Genomic DNA, 16,849 nt, shown 5'->3' on the forward strand with positions numbered 1-16,849 from the left:
CGGCCGTTCCGGGGCCGGCGGGGCGTTCCCGCTGTCGGTGGGGGCTGCGATGATTGGAAGGTCGCAACGGACCTATCGGGGGAGCCGCGCCCGTGCCGGAAGGCCACATCATCCACCGTCTCGCCATCGAGAACACCAGGGTCTTCGGGCAGCGCCCGGCCCGGGTGTCCAGCCCGCAGGGCCGGTTCGCCGACGGTGCGAAGCTGATCGACGGGCAGGTCCTGACGGAGGCCCAGGCGCACGGGAAGCACCTGTTCCTCGGCTTCGAGGAGGGCGCCTGGCTGCACATCCACCTCGGTCTGTACGGCGGTTTCACCTTCGGCACCGGCCCGGCCCCCGACCCCGTCGACCTGGTCCGGCTGCGGATGGAGAACGACGACGCGTACGCGGACCTGCGCGGCCCCAACACCTGCGAGCTGCGCACCCCTGCCGAGAAGGCGGCCGTCCACCGGCGGCTCGGCCCCGATCCGCTGCGGCCGGACGCCGATCCGGACGCCGCCTGGCGGCGGATCTCCGGCAGCGGTACGACGATAGCCGCGCTGCTGATGGACCAGAAGGTGCTGGCCGGGGTCGGCAACGTCTACCGCGCCGAGGTGCTGTTCCGGCTCGGGATCGCCCCGCACCGGCCCGGGCGCGAGCTGTCGCGCGCCGAGTGGGACGCGATCTGGGCGGATCTGGTCGCCCTGATGCGGGAGGGCGTCGGCGCGGGCCGGATCGACACCGTCCGGCCGGAGCACACGCCCGAGGCGATGGGGCGCCCGCCCCGGGTGGACGACCACGGCGGGGAGGTCTACGTCTACCGCCGGGCCGCGATGCCCTGCCTGGTCTGCGGCACTGAGGTGCGCACCGAGACGCACGCCGCGCGCAACCTCTTCTGGTGTCCCACCTGCCAGCAGCGCTAGCCCGGCAGGGGCTGGCCTCCGGCGCGCCTGGTCCCGCGTGCCCCCGAAGGCCAGCCCCCGAAGGGCCGCCCGCAGGGCTTCTCAGCGGTCGCTGATGACGCGCTGGAGCAGGACGCCCAGCTGCTCGCGCTCGGCCGGGCCGAGCGGGGCGACGAGTTCGGCGTTGGCCTGCTCGCCGAGGGTCTCCGTGCGGCGCAGCAGTTCGCGTCCGGCGGCGGAGAGGGTGATCAGGTTCCGCCGGGCGTCCTTCGGGTCCCGGGTGCGGGTGACGAGTTCGCGGGCCTGCAGTTCGTTGAGGACGGTGACCACGTCCTTGGGGTCGATCTTCACCGTCCGCGCCAACTCGGCCTGGGCGACCGGCTCGTACTCGGCGACCGCACACAGCACGGCGTGGTGCGGCAGCCGCAGCTCGGCCTCGGCGAGGTGCTCGGCCACCAGGCGGTGACCGAGGGCGGCGGCGCGGCCGAGCAGCCAGCTCGGCAGGGTCTGCAGGCGGCTGAGTGCGGGGTCGTTCATGTCAGGAATCCTATCGCCAAAACGTTGGACATCCCCATGGATTTACCCCTATCGTTGGTCTCGCCAATGAAGCGTTGGTGGCCCCAATGAAAGGTGCGTCCATGCGCAAGGTCAACATGCACGGTTACGACGGCCCCTCGGCGCTCCGCCCGGGCGAGGCGCCCGAGCCGGTGGCAGGCCCCGGCGAGCTGCTGCTGCGCGCCGAGGCGGCCGGTCTCACCCTGCCGGTCCTCAAGGTGCTGAACGGCTTCGGCGAAGTCCCGCTGCCGCACTGCCCGGGCGGAGACGTGGTCGGCCGGGTGGTGGCCGTCGGCGAGGGGGTTGCGGAGTACCGGGTGGGCGACCGGGTCGGCGGGCTGGCCTTCCAGGACGTGTACGCCGAGCTGGTCACGGTCCAGCCGGCCCTGGTCACACCGGTTCCCGAGGAGGTCGGCGCGGCCGACGCCCTCGCGGTCGTCCGCAGCGGCCTGGTCGCGCTCGCCGCGCTGCGCGCCGGACGGCTGGAGCGGGGCGAGTCGGTGCTGATCACCGCCGCCGCGGGCGGGGTCGGCCACCTCGCCGTCCAGCTGGCCCGGGCGCTCGGCGCGGGGCGGGTGGTCGCGGCGGTCGGTTCGGCGGCGAAGGCGGACTTCGTCCGCTCGCTGGGCGCCGACGAGGTGGTCCGCTACCAGGACGCCGACTGGGGTGCGCCGGTCGACCTGGTGGTCGAGAGCGTCGGCGGCGAGGTGCTCCGGCGGACGGCCGAGGCCCTGGTGCCGTTCGGCCGGTTGGTCGTCAACAGCGGTGCGGGCGGCACGCTGGACGCAGGCGCACTGCTGCGCGGTATGCACACCGCCGTTGGACTGTCGATGCGTGAACTCTCCCGATTGCGGCCCGAGTTGATCGAGGACTACCGCAAGGAGCTGTGGACGCTTCTCGCGGACGGGGCGCTGCGGCCGGTCTCGGTCTCCTTCCCGCTGGAGCGGGCGGCTGAGGCGGCCCGGGCGCTGGCCGATCGGGCCAACCTGGGCAAGGTGCTGCTGGACCTGTCCTGATGCGCGCCGCGTCCTCCGCCGGGGGCCGGGCAGGACCCCACGGACCCTTGACAGGTCCAACTCACCGCCTGAAGGATGCCCGATGGCTCGCTCGCGGTGACGGGCCGTCAGCGTCCGTCGGCGGCCCCGGCGGTGAGAATCGAGGTCGAGGGCATTGTCAGCGCACTCCGCACTCCGAATACCCCGCCGAGCCGCCCGGCTGCTGCTCGCCGCGCTGCTCGCCCTGGTCGGCATCCTGACGGCCGGTGTTCCGGCCCGCGCCGACTTCGGCACCGACTACCACGACCCGTTCAGCGTCACCCAGCCGCTGAAGCGGCCCACCACCAAGTCCTGCGCGGTCGAGGTGATGCACGACCGGCAGTTCCGCAACGGGTACGGCAACCCGCCGGACACCCCGTACGTCGGACAGCTCACCCCGCCCGCCGACTGCGCGGGCCCCTGGTCGAAGGTGGTGCTCGACCTGCACGGGCAGGTCGCCGGGCGGCAGTTCGACCGGCTCTTCACCGTCCGGGTCGGCGGTGTCGAGGTGATGATGTCCTCCACCCCCGAGCCCTCCCAGGACGGCATCGAGTGGCGGGTCGAGCACGATCTCACCCGTTACGCACCGCTGCTGACCACCCCGCAGCCCTTCGAGTTCGACCTGGCCAACGTCACCGACTCCACCTACACCGGGGTCTTCACCCTCTCGGCCACCGTCACCTACTACACCGCGAACGCCGCCTGGCCGGCCAGCGAGCAGGCCGACCGGCTGCTCACCACCGGCGGTTTCAGCCTCACCCAGGCCGCGCCGACCGCTGCCGGGGACCTGGTCTTCCCGGCCAACCTGGAGCGCTTGACCGCCGAGGTGTACGCCAGGGGCGGCGGCGCCTGCGAGGAGTTCGCGTACGCCGCCGCGCCGGACGACTTCGTGGCCAGGAACCCGGGTCTCGGCTACTGCGGCAAGGGACCGTTCCGTGAGCTGCGGATCGCGGTGGACGGCCGGGTCGCCGGGACGGTCTGGCCGTACCCGGTGATCTACACCGGCGGATGGGAGCCGCTGCTCTGGCGGCCGATCCCGGGCATCTTCGCCTTCGACCTGCCCGCCTACCAGGTGGACCTCACCCCGTACGTCGGGCTGCTGCTGGACGGCCGCCCGCACTCGGTCTCGATCACGGTCAACCAGGCCGAGAAGCAGAGCAACGACGCCTGGACCGGTCAGGTCAACCTGTTCGCCACGGTGGACCATGGCAGCACCCGTACCAGCGGCGCACTGACCGACTACCGGGTCGCCCCCGAGGCCGCCGTCGCCACCTCGCTGGACGACCAGGGCGGCGGCAGCGGCGCCTGGCAGGTCACCGCGACCCGCCACGACCTCGCCCGGGGCTGGGTGCAGACCTCACACGGCCGGGTCACCACCGAGGTCCGCGACGACCTGAGCTTCCGGTCCGGGCAGCGGCTGGCCGACCAGGGCAACGATCTGGTGCTGCACAACAACGCGGACCTGACCCGCACCACGTCCAACTGGGGCGGCGGCCCGCACCGGGTCCGCACCGCGTACGAGGCCGAGCCGCTGGACGTGACCTACCGCAGCACCTCGGACTCCGTAGGGAACTCCGACCAGCGCGCCGCCATGCAACTCGGCTACCACCGGGTCGACACCACGGCCACCGGCGCCCACACCACCTCCCGCGCGAGCGTCGACCACACCCTGAGCCCGAGCGCCCACCGGCACAGCGGCGACTCCACCGTCCGGACCGCCGAATCCACCGAGAGCTACCGGGCGAGCGGCCCCGACGGCCCGTACGAGCGCACCGTCACCACCCGTGACGGCTGGCCGGTGAACGGCGGCTGAGCGGCCGCCACCCGGCACCGAGCCGCGGCCCCGGAAGACCTGCGACGGTCGACCGGGGCCGCCGTGCCGGTCGGCCCGTCACCGCCGTGCCGGTCGGGCAGCGACGCCGTGCCGGTCGGGCCGTCACCGCCGTGCCGGTCGGGCAGCGACGCCGTGCCGGTCGGGCCGTCACGGCTGCAGGGCTGCCAGGCAGAACCGCACCAGGCCGGCGTCGACCTCCTTGATGATCTCCGACATCTCCGACCAGGGCGGCTGGAACTCGGTGCCCCACTCGATGGTGTAAGCGAAGACCTTGCCCTTGGACGGGTCGACGAGGTGCCGGGAGTAGGCGTAGTCGTCGCTGGTCCCGCTGGTCGGGTAGAGGTCGTAGCCGGCCTTCGGCGTGTACGCGGTGCCGCGGACGCCCTGCAACCCCTGGCAGAACCGCTGGGCGAGCAGCACCGAGGTGTCGAAGTCGTCCTTGGCGATGAACTCCCCGTACCTGTCGGCCGCGAGCCCGCGCTGCCCGTCGAAGGCGGGGTTCCGGAAGGTCATGGTCTGGTCGGTGGACTGGTCCTGGTCGTCGCCCCAGACGTAGAGCATGTCCTCGGAGTAGCTGTGCACATCGACGAACCACCGGGTGCGGGGGTAGGAGTCCAGCAGGCGGCGGACGTTGCGGGTCTCGGGTTCGGAGAAGGCGGCCGGCCCGTGGAACACCTGGTAGTCGCACGCGTCTTCGGAGACCTGGACCCCCGAGTGCGGGGCGAAGGCGGTGGTGAAGTCGAACAGGAAGTCGTAGTTGCGGTTGATGTCGACGCCGACGCAGGAAGGGCCGTGCGAGTAGGCGGGGTTGCGGTTCTTTCGCCACATCGGGTCCACGGTCTGGCTGTAGTGCCGCCCGTCCGGGTTGACCAGCGGGAAGACGACCAGGTCCATGCCCTCCAGCACGGTCCGCACCTGTGCCGAGCTGAAGCTCGTGGCGCCGTACCCCAGGCCGGTACCGGTGTGGTACGCCTCCAGCAGGTCGGCGGCGAGGTGGACCAGGATCTCGCAGCTGCCCCATTCTCGGGCGTGCACGCCGCCGATCAGCACGGCGCAGTCCCTGGTGCCGGTCGGGGCGGCGCCGATCCGCAGGGCGTGGCAGGTGTTCCCCTCGACCGACGGTTCCAGGAGGGTGACCAGCTGGCAGAGCGAGGGATAGGCGGTGGACAGGCTGACCACCGCGGAGTCGACCTCGGTGGTGTTCAGGTACGACATCTGGGCCTCCTCGGGTCAGTCGTGCACCTTGAGGCCCAGCCCGCGCGGGATCTGCTCGCCGACCGCGTACCGGTTGCCCCGGCCGACCTCCGCCTGGCGGGCGCGTCCGGTGGCGGTGGCGTCCTCGATCACCTGGACCGTGACACCCTCGCGTTCGAGGTCCTCGGCCTCGGCGGGGGAGACGTACGCCTCGATGCTGATGCTCCGGTCGGCACCGCGGTGGGGACGTCCGCCGACGTCGGGCCGCTTCTCGCGGAGGAGGGTGTGCAGGACGGTCGGATCCGTCGCGGTCACGCGGACCCGGAGAATTCTGTCGCGATCGGACATGGCGACCTCTTCCGGGCGCCGTCGCGGAGTCCGGCTCCGCTGCCGACGACGCCGCGTGTGGGTGACTCCGTATGTTTACGCTGTATCTTCAGCGTGCTCTTCCGTCGTAGAACGAGTCAAGGGGCGCGTCGGGCATCCGACTCAGCAGGCTGTCCAGCCCGGCCAGCAGCTCCTCCTGGTCGTCGTAGTCCGCCAGCAGCGGGACCAGCGCCCGCAGCCTCGGGTACCGGTCGGCGGGCAGGCGGTGCAGGCCCAGGCGCAGCATCGGGTCCGGCTCGTCGGGGTCGTCGATCACCTGGCGCTTGTCGACCAGCAGGCAGCCCAGGTTCCAGGCCACGAACCTCCGGTAGATCATCAGCGAGGTGGCGTGGTCGAAACCGGCCCGGCCGAGCACGGCGAGGAGATGCTCGGTGAGCTGCAGCACCGGGGCGGGGCGGCGGGCCATCGGGACGCTCAGCGGGCGGGTGGCCACCAGCGGCAGGATCTCGGGGTGGACGTGCGCCACCGAGGCGAAGGCGCCGGCGATCCGGCGTAGCTCCGCCCGCCAGGCCCGACCGCCTCCGGCCGCCGCGGTGGCCTCGGCCGAGCTCCGCAGTTGGGTGATCACCTCGGCGAAGTAGGCCTCCACCAGGCCGTCCAGCAGGGCTTCCTTGCCCGGCGTGTAGCGGTAGATGGCCATCGACTCCACGCCCAGATCGGCGGCCAGCCGGCGCATGGTGAGCGCGCCCAGCCCCTCCCGGTCGACCAGCGAGACGGCCGCGGCGAGCACCAGGGGCCGGCTCAGCCGTCCGCGCTTCTCGGGAGTGCCCCGGTCGGGCTCCGCTGCTGCCATCTCCGCCTCCCTCGCCGTGCCCGCGGGGATCGGTCGTCAGCTGACAACAGAAGGATACAAGCTACGCACGGGCCGTCGGGAGGATCGGGCACACCGCAGCTCAGTCCCGGTGGCCCAGCACCCCGTGTGCCAGCACCTCGGCGACGGCGGGGTCGACCAGCCGGTAGCGGATGATCCGCCCGTCGCGCTCGCCGCTGACCAGCCCGGCGGCGCGCAGCAGGCGCAGCGCCTGGGAGACCGCCGGGTCGCGCATGCCGGTGGCGACGGCGAGGTCGGTGACGGCGAGCGGTCCCGTCTCGTGGAGGGCGAGCAGCAGCGAGAGCCGTCCGGGGTCGGCGAGCAGGGCGAAGCGTTCGGCCCAGGACCGGACGTGCTCGGTGTCGCCGATCGCGGCGATCGCCTCGCAGACCCGGTGCCCGTCGATGGTCCTGCGGTCGGCACGGTCGGCGGGGACGAGATGCATGCCAGGCATTCTCGCAGCAGCGGTACCTGTGATACCCGACACCTGCACAGCTGTGCAGGCTTGCAGTGGTGCCGTACGGCCCCCTACCGTTGTGCCCGCCGTGGTGCTCGGGAAGACCGGTGACGGACTCTCAGGAGTCCCAGACCGGAGCGGCCCTCGCCACTGTGATCGGGAAGTACCGGCATCATCCCCGCCCCCGCCAGGGACGGGCGGCCACTGGACGAGAACGCGTCCGGGAAGGCCGGGTGCGGGTGCGTTCGACCCGTCAGCCAGGAGACCGGCCACGGCATCTCACGAACGGATCCACGAGGTGCTGGAGCGTGACCCGCAGATGACCCTGCCCAGAACCGAAGCCGCTCCGGCGGCGGCCCCCGCCCTGCCCGCCTTCCGCTGGAAGCGCGAGGACACCGTGCGGACCGCCGGCCTGATGGCGGTGATCCTGGCCATGCACGTGCTGGCCTTCGGAGTCCTGATCCTCCTGGTGGCGCCGGAGAAGTACCAGGTCGGAACCCAGGTCTACGGGATCGGCCTCGGCGTGACCGCGTACACCCTGGGGATGCGGCACGCCTTCGACGCCGACCACATCGCCGTCATCGACAACACCACCCGCAAGCTGATGGCCGACGGCAAGCGCCCGGTCTCGGTGGGCTTCTGGTTCGCGCTCGGCCACTCCTCGATGGTGGTCATCATGGCGGCGCTGGTGGCCGGCGGTGCCGCGTTGGCCGGGACACTGATGGACGACCAGTCCACGACCCACCAGGTGCTCGGCATGATAGGCACCACCGCCTCAGGGGTGTTCCTCTACCTGATCGCCGCGCTCAACCTGGCCGCGCTGGTGGGGATCGCGAAGGTGTTCCGGGCGATGCGCGCGGGCCAGTACGACGAGCGCGAGCTGGAGGCGCACCTCAACTCGCGCGGTCTGATGAACCGGATCCTCTCCCGGGCCACCCGCTCGATCACCCGGCCCGGCCAGATGTTCCCCGTCGGCATGGTGCTCGGTCTCGGCTTCGACACCGCGACCGAGGTCACCCTGATGGTGATGGCGGGTTCGGGCGCGGCGGCCGGTCTGCCCTGGTACGCCATCGTCTGCCTGCCCCTGCTGTTCGCGGCCGGAATGAGCCTGTTCGACACCCTCGACGGCACCTTCATGAACTTCGCGTACCAGTGGGCGTTCTCCAACCCGGTCCGCAAGGTGTACTACAACTTGACCATCACCGGTCTCTCCATTGCGGTCGCCTTCATCATCGGGACCATCGAACTGGTCGGTGTCCTGCACGAGAAGCTGGACCTCACCGACCCGGTGACCGGCTGGATCGCCGGACTGAGTCTGGACAACGTCGGGTTCGTGATCGTCGGCCTGTTCTTCGTGGTCTGGGTCGCGGCGATCGGCTACTGGCGCTTCGCCAAGGTCGAGCAGCGCTGGTCGTGAACCTGGCCCGGGTCGACCCGCGCCGCGCCGATCCCCGGTCAACGTACAACTCGCCCGGTTTCCAGGTAGGTTGGAGGTCTGCCGTGACCGGGGATCGGGGGATTCGTGCTGCCGGAGACCGAGGCGAAGCCGCACGACTGGCGGATCGAGGGCCGGGAGTACGCCCGGCACGAGGAGCGCCGCGGCCGCCGCTTCGCGTACCAGTCGCTGGTGCCGGCCCGCACCGCGCTGGTGGTGGTCGACATGGTGCCGTTCTTCGTGGCCGGGAACCCGTACTGCCGTGGCATCGTGCCCAACATCGCGCGCCTCGCCGAGGGACTCCGGACAGCCGGCGGCACGGTCGCCTGGGTCGTGCCCGCGGCGGACGGGCGGCTGCCGGCGGTTGAGGAGTTCTACGGCCTGCGGGCGGCCGGACTCCTCCGCGGTGCCGCCGGTGGCGGGCCGCTCGCCGGGCGCCTGTGGCCGGAGTTCACCGTCCACCCGGCCGACCTGCTGGTGGAGAAGTCCGCCGCAGGCGCGTTCTTCCCGGGCCGCTGCGATCTCCCCGGGCTGCTGGAGCGGCGCGGGATCGACACCGTCCTGATCACGGGCACCGTCACCAACGTCTGCTGCGAGTCCTCGGCCCGTGAGGCGGCCACCCTCGGCTACCGGGTCGTCATGGTCGCCGACGCGAACGCGGCCCGCTGCGACCAGGACCACAACGCCACGCTGCACACCGTCTACCGCTCGTTCGGTGACGTCAGGTCCACGTCGGAAGCGCTCGACATGATCGAGAGCGCGGGTCCGCTCGCGCTGGTGCCGAACGAGCAATCAGACAACGCTATTTGACGTGCAGTCAGAGTTGAGTGCTCCTTGCGGGCCCCGCCGGCGGCTAGTCCCGCTCACCCTCGGCGGCCGCGAGCACCTCGCCCCGCGACGCCCGGTCCGCGTCCGCCGGACTCGCCGGGCGCGCAACCTCCGTCGAACCGAGCCCGGAGCGCAGGCGGGCGGCGGCGAACACGGCCAGCCCGGCCAGCGCGGCCAGGCAGGCGCACAGCGGCCAGAGCAGGCCGGGCGCCGACTGGTAGAGCGCTCCGCCGAGCGGGGGCGCCAGCACGGTGCCGCTGGTGGAGGCCCCGGCGTACAGGCTCTGGAAGCGGCCCTGGAACTCCGGCGGCGCACTGTCCGCGACGAAGGCGGTCGCCGGGGTCTTGTAGAGGATCTCGCCCGCCGTGACCAGCAGCATCATCACCACCGCGGTGCCGGTCGACGCCCCCGCGGCCAGCGCCGCGAAGCCCGTGCCCACCAGCAGCAGGCCGGTGCCGACGATCCGCAGCGGCGCCCGGTCGCGCAGCGCAACGGTGACCACCAGCTCCAGCAGCAGGATCACGCCGCCGTTGATCGCCAGCAGCGCGCCGTACACGCCGGTACCGATCCCGTGGTCGGCGAGGAACACCGGCAGGGTCGAGTACTGCTGCCGGTAGACGGTGTCCACCACCACGATCGCGGGCAGCAGTACCAGCACCGCCGGCCGCTGCCGCAGTGCCGCCCACATCCCACCCCCGGTGGCGGCCCGCCGGATCCCCGGCCGGTCGACGGCCACCACCCGTGCGACGTACCCGGCGAAAAGCAGTGTCCCGAGGCCATCCGCGCGGAACAGCCACTCGTACGACCAGTGCGCCGCCACCAGCGCGCCGAGCGGCGGCCCGACGGTGAACCCGGCGTTGGCCGCGAACCGCATCACCGCGAAGCCCTGCCGCCGCATCCCCGCCGGTACGGCCACCGCCACCAGCGCCGAGTTGGCCGCGCGCACCGTCCCGGCCGCGTACTGGCAGACCGGCAGCACCAGCAGCAACGCGGCCGTCGGCAGTACCGGCAGGGCCACCAGTCCGGCCCCGGAGACCGCGGACCCGGCCAGCAGCGTACGGCGGTGGCCGAAGCGGTCCCCGAACCAGCCACCGGTGAAGTTGCCCGACACCAGGCCGATGCCGCCGACCCCCGCGATGGTCCCGGCCGCGGCCGTGCTGAGACCGCGCGGCCCGGTCAGGTAGACGAAGAGGTAGACGAAGGTGAAGGCCATCACCATGTTGACGAAGGCCCCCGCCGCCAGCAGCCAGACCACCTTCGGCACCGCCCGCAGCACCCCGCCGTTCCGCCCGCTGTCCCCGGTGCCGCCGCGCACGGTCGCCCCCCATAGTCAGTTCCTTCTGGAAACTGACTATGGCAGCCTGGTGGAGCTAAGGTCAACGGTGTTCCCGACCGCACCCGAGGAGGCCAGATGGTCCGGCGCGGCGGCCCGGACGACGCCAACTGCGCGATCGCCCAGGCCCTCGACGTGCTGGGGGACAGCTGGACGCTGCTGATCGTCCGCGACGCGGCCCGTGGACTGGCCCGCTTCGAGCAGTTCCAGCAGGAACTCGGGCTCTCCCGGAAGGTGCTCGCCGAACGCCTGCGCCTGCTGGTCGACTCCGGTGTGCTCTCCCGTGAGCCGTACCAGGAACGGCCGCTGCGCCACGAGTACCGGCTGACCGCGCGCGGGCGGGCACTGCTGCCGGTACTGGTCGCCCTCCAGGACTGGGGCGACGGCTGGCTGCTGGGCGACGGCACGCCCACGGCCACCACCAACGACGCCTCCCGGGAGGCGGAGCGCGTACACGGCCTGCTCGGCACCCGGATCCCCGAGCTGCTGCTCCCGGGCGCCGACGGCGAGCCGCACGACCCCGTCGCCGCCGCCCCCGCCACCGTCATCTACTGCTTCCCCGGAGCCTTCGCCCGGCCCGAGTCCTACCCGCCCGGCTGGTCCGCGGTACCCGGCGCGCCCGGCTGCACCCTGGAGTCGGTGACCTACCGGGACCGGCTCGCCGAGTTCACCGCAGCGGGCGCCGCCGTGCACGGCGTCTCCACGCAGCGACCGGACGAGCAGCGCGCATTCGCCGCGGCCGAACGCCTCGGCTTCCCGCTGCTCTCCGACCTCGCCTTCGGCTTCACCGGTGCACTGCGCCTGCCCACGGTCCGGGCCGCCGGGACCACCCGGCTGAAGCGGCTCACCCTGGTGGCCGACCGGGACCGCGTCATCCGCGAGGTGCTCTACCCGATCACCGACATCACCGCCAGCGTGACGGCGGCGCTCGCCGCGGTCCGGGCGCTGCGACGCGCCGGGACCACTCGATCCGGTCATGCCGTCCGCCCGTCGGCCCGCTGAACGGGCGGGGTCCGGTCCGGCTCCGTAGGCTCGGTCCATGTCTGATGCGTACGCGGTCCGACGGGAGCGGCTGAGGGAGCACTGCAGCGCCTCGGGGTTCGACGCGGCGCTGATCACCCGCTCGGCGAACGTCCGTTACCTCACCGGGTGCCCGCCCTGCGGTGCGAGCCTGCTGCTCACGCGCGAGCGGGTGCTGCTCGCGCTGCCCGACGACCTGCCGCCGGACGACACCGGCCAGCACGCGCTCGGCGAGGACATCCCACGGCTGGCGGTCCCGAGGGAGACCGACACCGCCCTGGCCGCCGCCGAGGCGGCGGGCCGTCTGCGGGTGCGGGACGTGGGGGTGGAGGAGCACGACCTCACGGTCAGCCGCCACCGCTGCGTCACCGAACTGCTGTCGGACGCCCGGCTGACCGACCTCTCCCGGGCCGTCGAGCGGCTGCGGGTGGTCAAGGACGAGCACGAGCTCGCCGATCTGCGGATCGCCGCCGAGATCGCCGACCAGGCGCTGGGCGAACTGCTGGAGTCCATCCTGGTCGGCCGCACCGAGCGGCACCTGGCGATGGAACTGGAACGCCGCATGATCGACCACGGTGCCGACCGCGCCGCCTTCCCGGTCTCCGTCGGCACCGGCACCCACTCCGGCATGGAGGGCCACCAGCCCACCGACCGCCGGGTCGAGGAGGGCGACTTCCTCACCGTGGTCCTCGGCGCGCAGTACCGGGGGTACGGGGTCTCCACCGCCCGCACCTTCGTGATCGGCGCCGCTCCCGCGCCCTGGCAGGTGGAACTCCACCGGCTGGTCTTCCGCGCCCAGCGGGCCGGCCGGGAGGCGCTCGGTCCGGGGGTGCCGCAGAACGCACCCGACCAGGCGGCCCGCGAGATCCTGCAGGGGGCCGGCCACACCGAGCACTCGCCCCGCCCGGTCGGACACGGCATCGGCCTGGAGATCCGGGAGGCGCCGCGCCTCGGCCCCACCGACATGGGTAAACTGGACAACCGCGTACCGGTAACCGTCGGCCCAGGAGTTCACATCCCGGGCAAGGGCGGGGTCCGGATCGAGGACACGCTCGTCGTACGCCCCCTCGAAGAGGGCGGGCCCGAGCTGCTCACCATCACAACCAAGGAGCTCCTCGCCCTGTAGGCCACGGCTTCGCCGCGGTGGCCGCGGGACGCGCGCCCACCTTGGTTCCTTGACAGCTATATCAGGAGTAAGTGCGCCCGTGGCTTCCACGAACGATCTCAAGAACGGCATGGTCCTCAACCTGGACGGCAAGCTGTGGTCCGTCGTCGAGTTCCAGCACGTGAAGCCCGGCAAGGGCCCGGCCTTCGTGCGTACCAAGCTCAAGGAGGTCCTGAGCGGCAAGGTCGTCGACAAGACCTTCAACGCCGGCGTCAAGGTCGAGACCGCCAACGTCGACAAGCGCACCATGCAGTTCTCGTACAAGGACGGCGAGAACTTCGTGTTCATGGACATGGACACCTACGACCAGCTCCCGATCGAGCCGGACGTGGTCGGCGACGCCGCCAAGTACCTGCTCGAGGGCTTCGACGCCCTGGTCGCGCAGCACGAGGGCAAGCCGCTGTACGTCGAGCTCCCGGCCGCGGTCGAGCTGGTCATCGCCGAGACCGAGCCGGGCGTCCAGGGCGACCGCTCCACCGGTGGCACCAAGCCGGCGACCCTGGAGACCGGTGCCGAGATCCAGGTCCCGCTCTTCGTCACCACCGGCGAGAAGGTCAAGGTCGACACCCGCGACGGCAGCTACCTCGGTCGGGTCAAGTAATCGTGTCATCTGCCCGTACCAAGGCCCGGACGAGGGCCTTTCAGATCCTCTTCGAGGCAGACCACCGCGGTGTCGACCCGCAGCAGGTGCTCGCCGACTGGGTCGGCCGCGCCCGCGAGCCGAAGCCGGACGAGGGTACCCCGCAGGTCGGTGAGTACACCATGGAGCTCATCGAGGGGTACGTCCGGCACGCCCGCCGGATCGACGAGCTGATCTCCCAGTACGCGGTGGGCTGGACGCTCGACCGCATGCCGATCGTGGACCGCAACGTGCTTCGGCTCGGCACGTACGAGCTGATCTGGGAGGACGGCGTCCCGGACGCGGTCGTCCTGGACGAGGCGGTCGAGATCGCCAAGGAGTTCTCCACGGACGACTCCCCGGCGTTCGTCAACGGTCTGCTCGCACGGTTCATGGAGCTCAAGCCGACGATCCGTCGCGACTGACCTCCGCCGCCCGCGCGAGCGGGAGTGCTGCGCCGGTGATCCGCTGCAGCCGGCCATCGTTTCTCCGCTCTGCCGAAGGCCCGCCGGATTCCGTGTCCGGCGGGCCTTCGCATGCCCCCGGATGGTGGCGTATGTTGGCTACCGACCGGTAACTTTGCAATGGCGAAGGGCGAATCACGCATGACCACCGCGATCCGAAGCGAGTTCGACCGGGGCATCGCCCTGACCCAGCGCCCGGGCGAGCCGGGCCACTACGACGGCGAGCTCGACGCGGGCTGGCAGATCGGCGGCGGCATCAACGGCGGCCTGCAGCTCGCCCTCGCCGGACACGCGCTCTCGCTCCGGCACGGCGCGGACGGCTCGCACGCCGATCCGATCTCGATCAGCGGCTACTACCTCTCCGCCGCCACGCCCGGCCCGGTCGACGTCCGGACCGAACTGGTCCGCCGCGGCCGCAGCCTCTCCACCGGCACCGCCTCGCTCAGCCAGGACGGCAGAGAACGGCTCAGAGTCCTCGCCAGCTACGGCGACCTGTCGGACGCGGAGGGCGCGGTGCACACCAGCGCCACCCCGCCGCAGCTGCCGCCGCCCGAGCGGTGCGTCAGCGTCGCCGACGCCCCCAGGGAAATGATCTCGCAGGCCGCGTTGCTGGAGCGGTTCGACCTGCGGCTCGACCCGGCGACGGTCGGCTGGGCGGTGGGGCAGCCCTCCGGGAACGGCCGGATCCAGGGCTGGTTCAAGCTGGCCGACGGCCGGGAGCCCGATCCGCTGATGCTGCTGCTGGTCGCCGACGCGCTGCCGCCGGTCACCTTCGACCTCGGCATGCCGGGCTGGGCGCCGACCGTCGAGCTGACGGTCCACCTGCGGGCCAGGCCGGTGCCGGGCTGGCTGCGGGTCGTCCACTCCAGCCGCAACCTGGCCGGCGGCTACTTCGAGGAGGACGCCGAGGTCTGGGACGAGTCCGGCCGCCTGGTCGCCCAGTCCCGCCAGCTCGCCCGCGCGCCGCGGCCGCAGTAGCGCCGGGGGCGCCGCGCCGCGCCCCCCATCACAGCGACTCACGGGTGGTTACTGAGCTGTGACACGCCGTACGTGTGCGACTCGCGGGGATGGGGAGAAAGAGGAGCAAACGGCAGACCGCTGCCACTCCCCGGCCAAGGAGCACCAGATGTCGCGGAACAGCCACACTCCCCGGATCTTCCGCTGCACGGTCGGTGTGCCCGGCCAAGGTCGGATCCAGCAGCAGTCCCGCCGCCGCGCCGAGCAGGCCTTCGTCACCGGCATCCTCACCAGCCACGTCGACTTCGAGCACGCCCGCCCCTGGGGGCTGACCGACGCCGCGGACTTCGACAGCTATCTGCTGGACACCGCCGTGCTGCTGGGTGAGGCGCAGCAGGCTTACGGCAGCGTCCGGGCCAGGATGTTCCACCCCGGCGACTTCGCCGACTTCTGCCTGCTGCACCACCTCGACCCGGCCGCGCCCGCTGCCCGCGAGCGGTATCTGCTCAACCCCGCGCTCCGTACCCAGCTGCTGCCGTACCAGGGCGAGGAGCTCTCCGGCGACTTCATCCCGCGACTGGTCCGGGCCCGGGAGAGCGGGCTGACCATGTGCCACGTCGACCTGCTGCTCGGCGGAGGGCTGCTCGCCGGTGCGGGTGGTGGCCAGGGGGCCGCGAGGGAGGTGCCGGACGCCAGGGTCCGGTCGGCCTTCCAACGGGGCGGCGAGCTTTTCCGGCGGATGCTGGTCGGCGCGGGCTGCGGTGCGTACGAGTTCCGCTGCGCCGTCGAGGCGCCCGGCGGGCGGCTCACGGCGGACGCCCGGATCCTGCACTGGGAGGACGGCGCGGTCCGGCTCAACGACGAGGATCTCGATCTGGTCTGCGCGGTGTTCTGCGCCGGCCTGGCGCTCGAACTGCCGGGGGTGGCGGTGCTGCGCGGTTCGCAGGGCGGGGCGGGCAGCTGCGGCGAGTACCGGCAGGTGGCGTGGGCCTGGCAGAGCACGGGGTTCGACTGGGCCCCGGCGAGCCTGAACCTGGGGGAGATCGCGGCCCGGCCGGGATTCGGCCTCGGCTCGGTCTGCTGAGCCACGCGCGGGCCCGGGGTCGGGCCGGTCGGGCGGTTCCGACGCGGGCGGTGCCGGTTGTGCGTGCGGTTCGGTTGTGCGTGCCTCTCCGCGCGCCCCCGGCCGAAGAGGCGCAACGGCGGTGCCACCCCGATCGGTTGACCGGGGCAACACCGCCGTGACGTTTCTGCAGGGCCGGCTCAGCCGGCGTCCTCCTCGCGGACCGCGCGGCGCGCGTCCGGGTTGAGGACACCCCAGCTGATCAGCTGCTCGGTGAGGATCGACGGCGACTGGTCGTAGATCACGGCCAGGGTGCGCAGGTCGTCCTGGCGGATCGAGAGCACCTTGCCGTTGTAGTCACCGCGCTGGCTCTGGATGGTGGCGGCATAGCGCTGCAGCGGGCCGGCCTTCTCGGACGGCACCTGGGTCAGTCTCTCCAGGTCGAGCACCAGGCGCGGCGGCGGCTCGGCCGCGCCGCCCGGGGTGCCGCCGGGGAGCAGCTCCTGCACCGGGACGCCGTAGAACTCGGCCAGCTCGGCGAGGCGCTGCACCGTCACCGCACGGTCGCCGCGCTCGTAGGAGCCGACCACGACCGCCTTCCAGCGCCCCTGGGACTTCTCCTCGACGCCGTGCAGGGAGAGCCCCTGCTGTGTGCGGATCGCCCGGAGCTTGGCTCCGAGCTGCTTCGCGTAGTCGCTGGACATTGGTCTCCCCGGACGAGATTTCGCGTTGAGTGGTGAGCCACGAGGATCGCGGGTGGGTGACCGCTCACCCGACCACTCCACCGATGGGTGTGGACCGTCTCGTAACTC

At 72.2% G+C, this 16,849-nt stretch carries 18 protein-coding genes and 1 riboswitch; of the genes, 11 read left to right on the forward strand and 7 right to left on the reverse strand.

Annotated elements, in window-relative coordinates; genetic code table 11:
* Window positions 1-92 precede the first annotated feature (92 nt).
* Window positions 93-902 (forward strand): Fpg/Nei family DNA glycosylase, encoded by an 810-nt coding sequence (locus ABD369_RS16715; protein ID WP_344637198.1) that lies wholly within the window; start codon window positions 93-95, stop codon window positions 900-902.
* Window positions 903-983: 81 nt separating this feature from the next.
* Here ABD369_RS16715 and ABD369_RS16720 read toward each other — a convergent pair whose 3' ends face one another.
* Window positions 984-1,418, reverse strand: a complete 435-nt coding sequence (locus ABD369_RS16720; protein ID WP_344637199.1) for a MarR family winged helix-turn-helix transcriptional regulator — start codon at window positions 1,416-1,418, stop codon at window positions 984-986.
* A 101-nt stretch (window positions 1,419-1,519) separates the two neighbouring features.
* Here ABD369_RS16720 and ABD369_RS16725 point away from each other — a divergent pair, with 101 nt between their 5' ends.
* Entirely contained in the window at window positions 1,520-2,452 is a 933-nt protein-coding gene (locus ABD369_RS16725) for a quinone oxidoreductase family protein (protein ID WP_344637200.1), read from the forward strand.
* A gap of 154 nt (window positions 2,453-2,606) precedes the next feature.
* Entirely contained in the window at window positions 2,607-4,283 is a 1,677-nt protein-coding gene (locus tag ABD369_RS16730) for a peptide-N4-asparagine amidase (protein WP_344637201.1), read from the forward strand.
* A gap of 168 nt (window positions 4,284-4,451) precedes the next feature.
* Here the strand turns inward: ABD369_RS16730 and ABD369_RS16735 are convergent, their stop codons facing one another.
* The 4 genes from ABD369_RS16735 to ABD369_RS16750 all read right to left on the reverse strand — a co-directional run bounded on the left by ABD369_RS16735 (window position 4,452) and on the right by ABD369_RS16750 (window position 7,141).
* Entirely contained in the window at window positions 4,452-5,519 is a 1,068-nt protein-coding gene (locus ABD369_RS16735) for a M14 family metallopeptidase (RefSeq protein ID WP_344637202.1), read from the reverse strand.
* 15 nt (window positions 5,520-5,534) lie between these two features.
* The gene (locus ABD369_RS16740) at window positions 5,535-5,846 is read right to left on the reverse strand and encodes a hypothetical protein (protein WP_344637203.1); all 312 of its coding nucleotides are present in this window, start codon (window positions 5,844-5,846) and stop codon (window positions 5,535-5,537) included.
* A gap of 88 nt (window positions 5,847-5,934) precedes the next feature.
* Window positions 5,935-6,678 (reverse strand): TetR/AcrR family transcriptional regulator, encoded by a 744-nt coding sequence (locus ABD369_RS16745; protein WP_344637204.1) that lies wholly within the window; start codon window positions 6,676-6,678, stop codon window positions 5,935-5,937.
* Window positions 6,679-6,778: 100 nt separating this feature from the next.
* Window positions 6,779-7,141, reverse strand: a complete 363-nt coding sequence (locus ABD369_RS16750; RefSeq protein WP_344637205.1) for an ArsR/SmtB family transcription factor — start codon at window positions 7,139-7,141, stop codon at window positions 6,779-6,781.
* 84 nt (window positions 7,142-7,225) lie between these two features.
* Window positions 7,226-7,441: riboswitch (cobalamin riboswitch) on the forward strand.
* Between the two features lie 31 nt (window positions 7,442-7,472).
* On the opposite strand from ABD369_RS16750, the gene nicT reads away from it, so the two are divergent.
* Both nicT and ABD369_RS16760 read left to right on the forward strand, forming a co-directional pair.
* Window positions 7,473-8,570, forward strand: coding sequence for a Nickel transporter NicT (gene nicT / locus ABD369_RS16755; RefSeq protein ID WP_344637288.1), 1,098 nt, complete (start codon window positions 7,473-7,475; stop codon window positions 8,568-8,570).
* Window positions 8,571-8,675: 105 nt separating this feature from the next.
* Window positions 8,676-9,398, forward strand: coding sequence for an isochorismatase family protein (locus ABD369_RS16760; RefSeq protein ID WP_344637206.1), 723 nt, complete (start codon window positions 8,676-8,678; stop codon window positions 9,396-9,398).
* A gap of 43 nt (window positions 9,399-9,441) precedes the next feature.
* Here the strand turns inward: ABD369_RS16760 and ABD369_RS16765 are convergent, their stop codons facing one another.
* Window positions 9,442-10,731, reverse strand: coding sequence for an MFS transporter (locus tag ABD369_RS16765; protein ID WP_344637207.1), 1,290 nt, complete (start codon window positions 10,729-10,731; stop codon window positions 9,442-9,444).
* A 96-nt stretch (window positions 10,732-10,827) separates the two neighbouring features.
* On the opposite strand from ABD369_RS16765, the gene ABD369_RS16770 reads away from it, so the two are divergent.
* The 6 genes from ABD369_RS16770 (at window position 10,828) to ABD369_RS16795 (ending at window position 16,058) form a co-directional block, all read left to right on the forward strand.
* Window positions 10,828-11,751: a winged helix-turn-helix transcriptional regulator gene (locus ABD369_RS16770; protein WP_344637208.1), complete on the forward strand. Its 924-nt coding sequence runs from the start codon at window positions 10,828-10,830 to the stop codon at window positions 11,749-11,751.
* Window positions 11,752-11,788: 37 nt separating this feature from the next.
* On the forward strand, window positions 11,789-12,895 hold the full coding sequence (locus ABD369_RS16775; protein WP_344637209.1) for a M24 family metallopeptidase: 1,107 nt from the start codon (window positions 11,789-11,791) through the stop codon (window positions 12,893-12,895).
* A gap of 79 nt (window positions 12,896-12,974) precedes the next feature.
* The gene (gene efp, locus ABD369_RS16780; RefSeq protein WP_344637210.1) at window positions 12,975-13,535 is read left to right on the forward strand and encodes an elongation factor P; all 561 of its coding nucleotides are present in this window, start codon (window positions 12,975-12,977) and stop codon (window positions 13,533-13,535) included.
* 2 nt (window positions 13,536-13,537) lie between these two features.
* On the forward strand, window positions 13,538-13,978 hold the full coding sequence (gene nusB / locus ABD369_RS16785; RefSeq protein WP_344637211.1) for a transcription antitermination factor NusB: 441 nt from the start codon (window positions 13,538-13,540) through the stop codon (window positions 13,976-13,978).
* Window positions 13,979-14,158: 180 nt separating this feature from the next.
* Window positions 14,159-14,995 carry a thioesterase family protein gene (locus ABD369_RS16790; RefSeq protein ID WP_344637212.1) on the forward strand — a complete coding sequence of 279 codons (837 nt, stop codon included), beginning with the start codon at window positions 14,159-14,161 and terminating at the stop codon, window positions 14,993-14,995.
* 148 nt (window positions 14,996-15,143) lie between these two features.
* Window positions 15,144-16,058, forward strand: coding sequence for a hypothetical protein (locus ABD369_RS16795; protein ID WP_344637213.1), 915 nt, complete (start codon window positions 15,144-15,146; stop codon window positions 16,056-16,058).
* Window positions 16,059-16,237: 179 nt separating this feature from the next.
* On the opposite strand, the gene bldD is transcribed toward ABD369_RS16795, so the two are convergent.
* On the reverse strand, window positions 16,238-16,741 hold the full coding sequence (gene bldD, locus ABD369_RS16800; protein WP_014134541.1) for a transcriptional regulator BldD: 504 nt from the start codon (window positions 16,739-16,741) through the stop codon (window positions 16,238-16,240).
* Between the last annotated feature and the right edge of the window lie 108 nt (window positions 16,742-16,849).

The organism is Kitasatospora cystarginea, from assembly GCF_039533515.1.
GTDB lineage: Bacteria > Actinomycetota > Actinomycetes > Streptomycetales > Streptomycetaceae > Kitasatospora > Kitasatospora cystarginea.

Coding starts and splice junctions, on each gene's coding strand:
- ABD369_RS16720 (WP_344637199.1), bottom strand. CDS start 1,418: ATGAACGACCCCGCACTCAGCCGCCTGCAGACCCTGCCGAGCTGGCTG.
- ABD369_RS16740 (WP_344637203.1), bottom strand. CDS start 5,846: ATGTCCGATCGCGACAGAATTCTCCGGGTCCGCGTGACCGCGACGGAT.
- ABD369_RS16790 (WP_344637212.1), top strand. CDS start 14,159: ATGACCACCGCGATCCGAAGCGAGTTCGACCGGGGCATCGCCCTGACC.
- ABD369_RS16745 (WP_344637204.1), bottom strand. CDS start 6,678: ATGGCAGCAGCGGAGCCCGACCGGGGCACTCCCGAGAAGCGCGGACGG.
- ABD369_RS16725 (WP_344637200.1), top strand. CDS start 1,520: ATGCGCAAGGTCAACATGCACGGTTACGACGGCCCCTCGGCGCTCCGC.
- ABD369_RS16795 (WP_344637213.1), top strand. CDS start 15,144: ATGTCGCGGAACAGCCACACTCCCCGGATCTTCCGCTGCACGGTCGGT.
- ABD369_RS16770 (WP_344637208.1), top strand. CDS start 10,828: ATGGTCCGGCGCGGCGGCCCGGACGACGCCAACTGCGCGATCGCCCAG.
- ABD369_RS16735 (WP_344637202.1), bottom strand. CDS start 5,519: ATGTCGTACCTGAACACCACCGAGGTCGACTCCGCGGTGGTCAGCCTG.
- ABD369_RS16775 (WP_344637209.1), top strand. CDS start 11,789: ATGTCTGATGCGTACGCGGTCCGACGGGAGCGGCTGAGGGAGCACTGC.
- ABD369_RS16750 (WP_344637205.1), bottom strand. CDS start 7,141: ATGCATCTCGTCCCCGCCGACCGTGCCGACCGCAGGACCATCGACGGG.
- nicT (WP_344637288.1), top strand. CDS start 7,473: ATGACCCTGCCCAGAACCGAAGCCGCTCCGGCGGCGGCCCCCGCCCTG.
- bldD (WP_014134541.1), bottom strand. CDS start 16,741: ATGTCCAGCGACTACGCGAAGCAGCTCGGAGCCAAGCTCCGGGCGATC.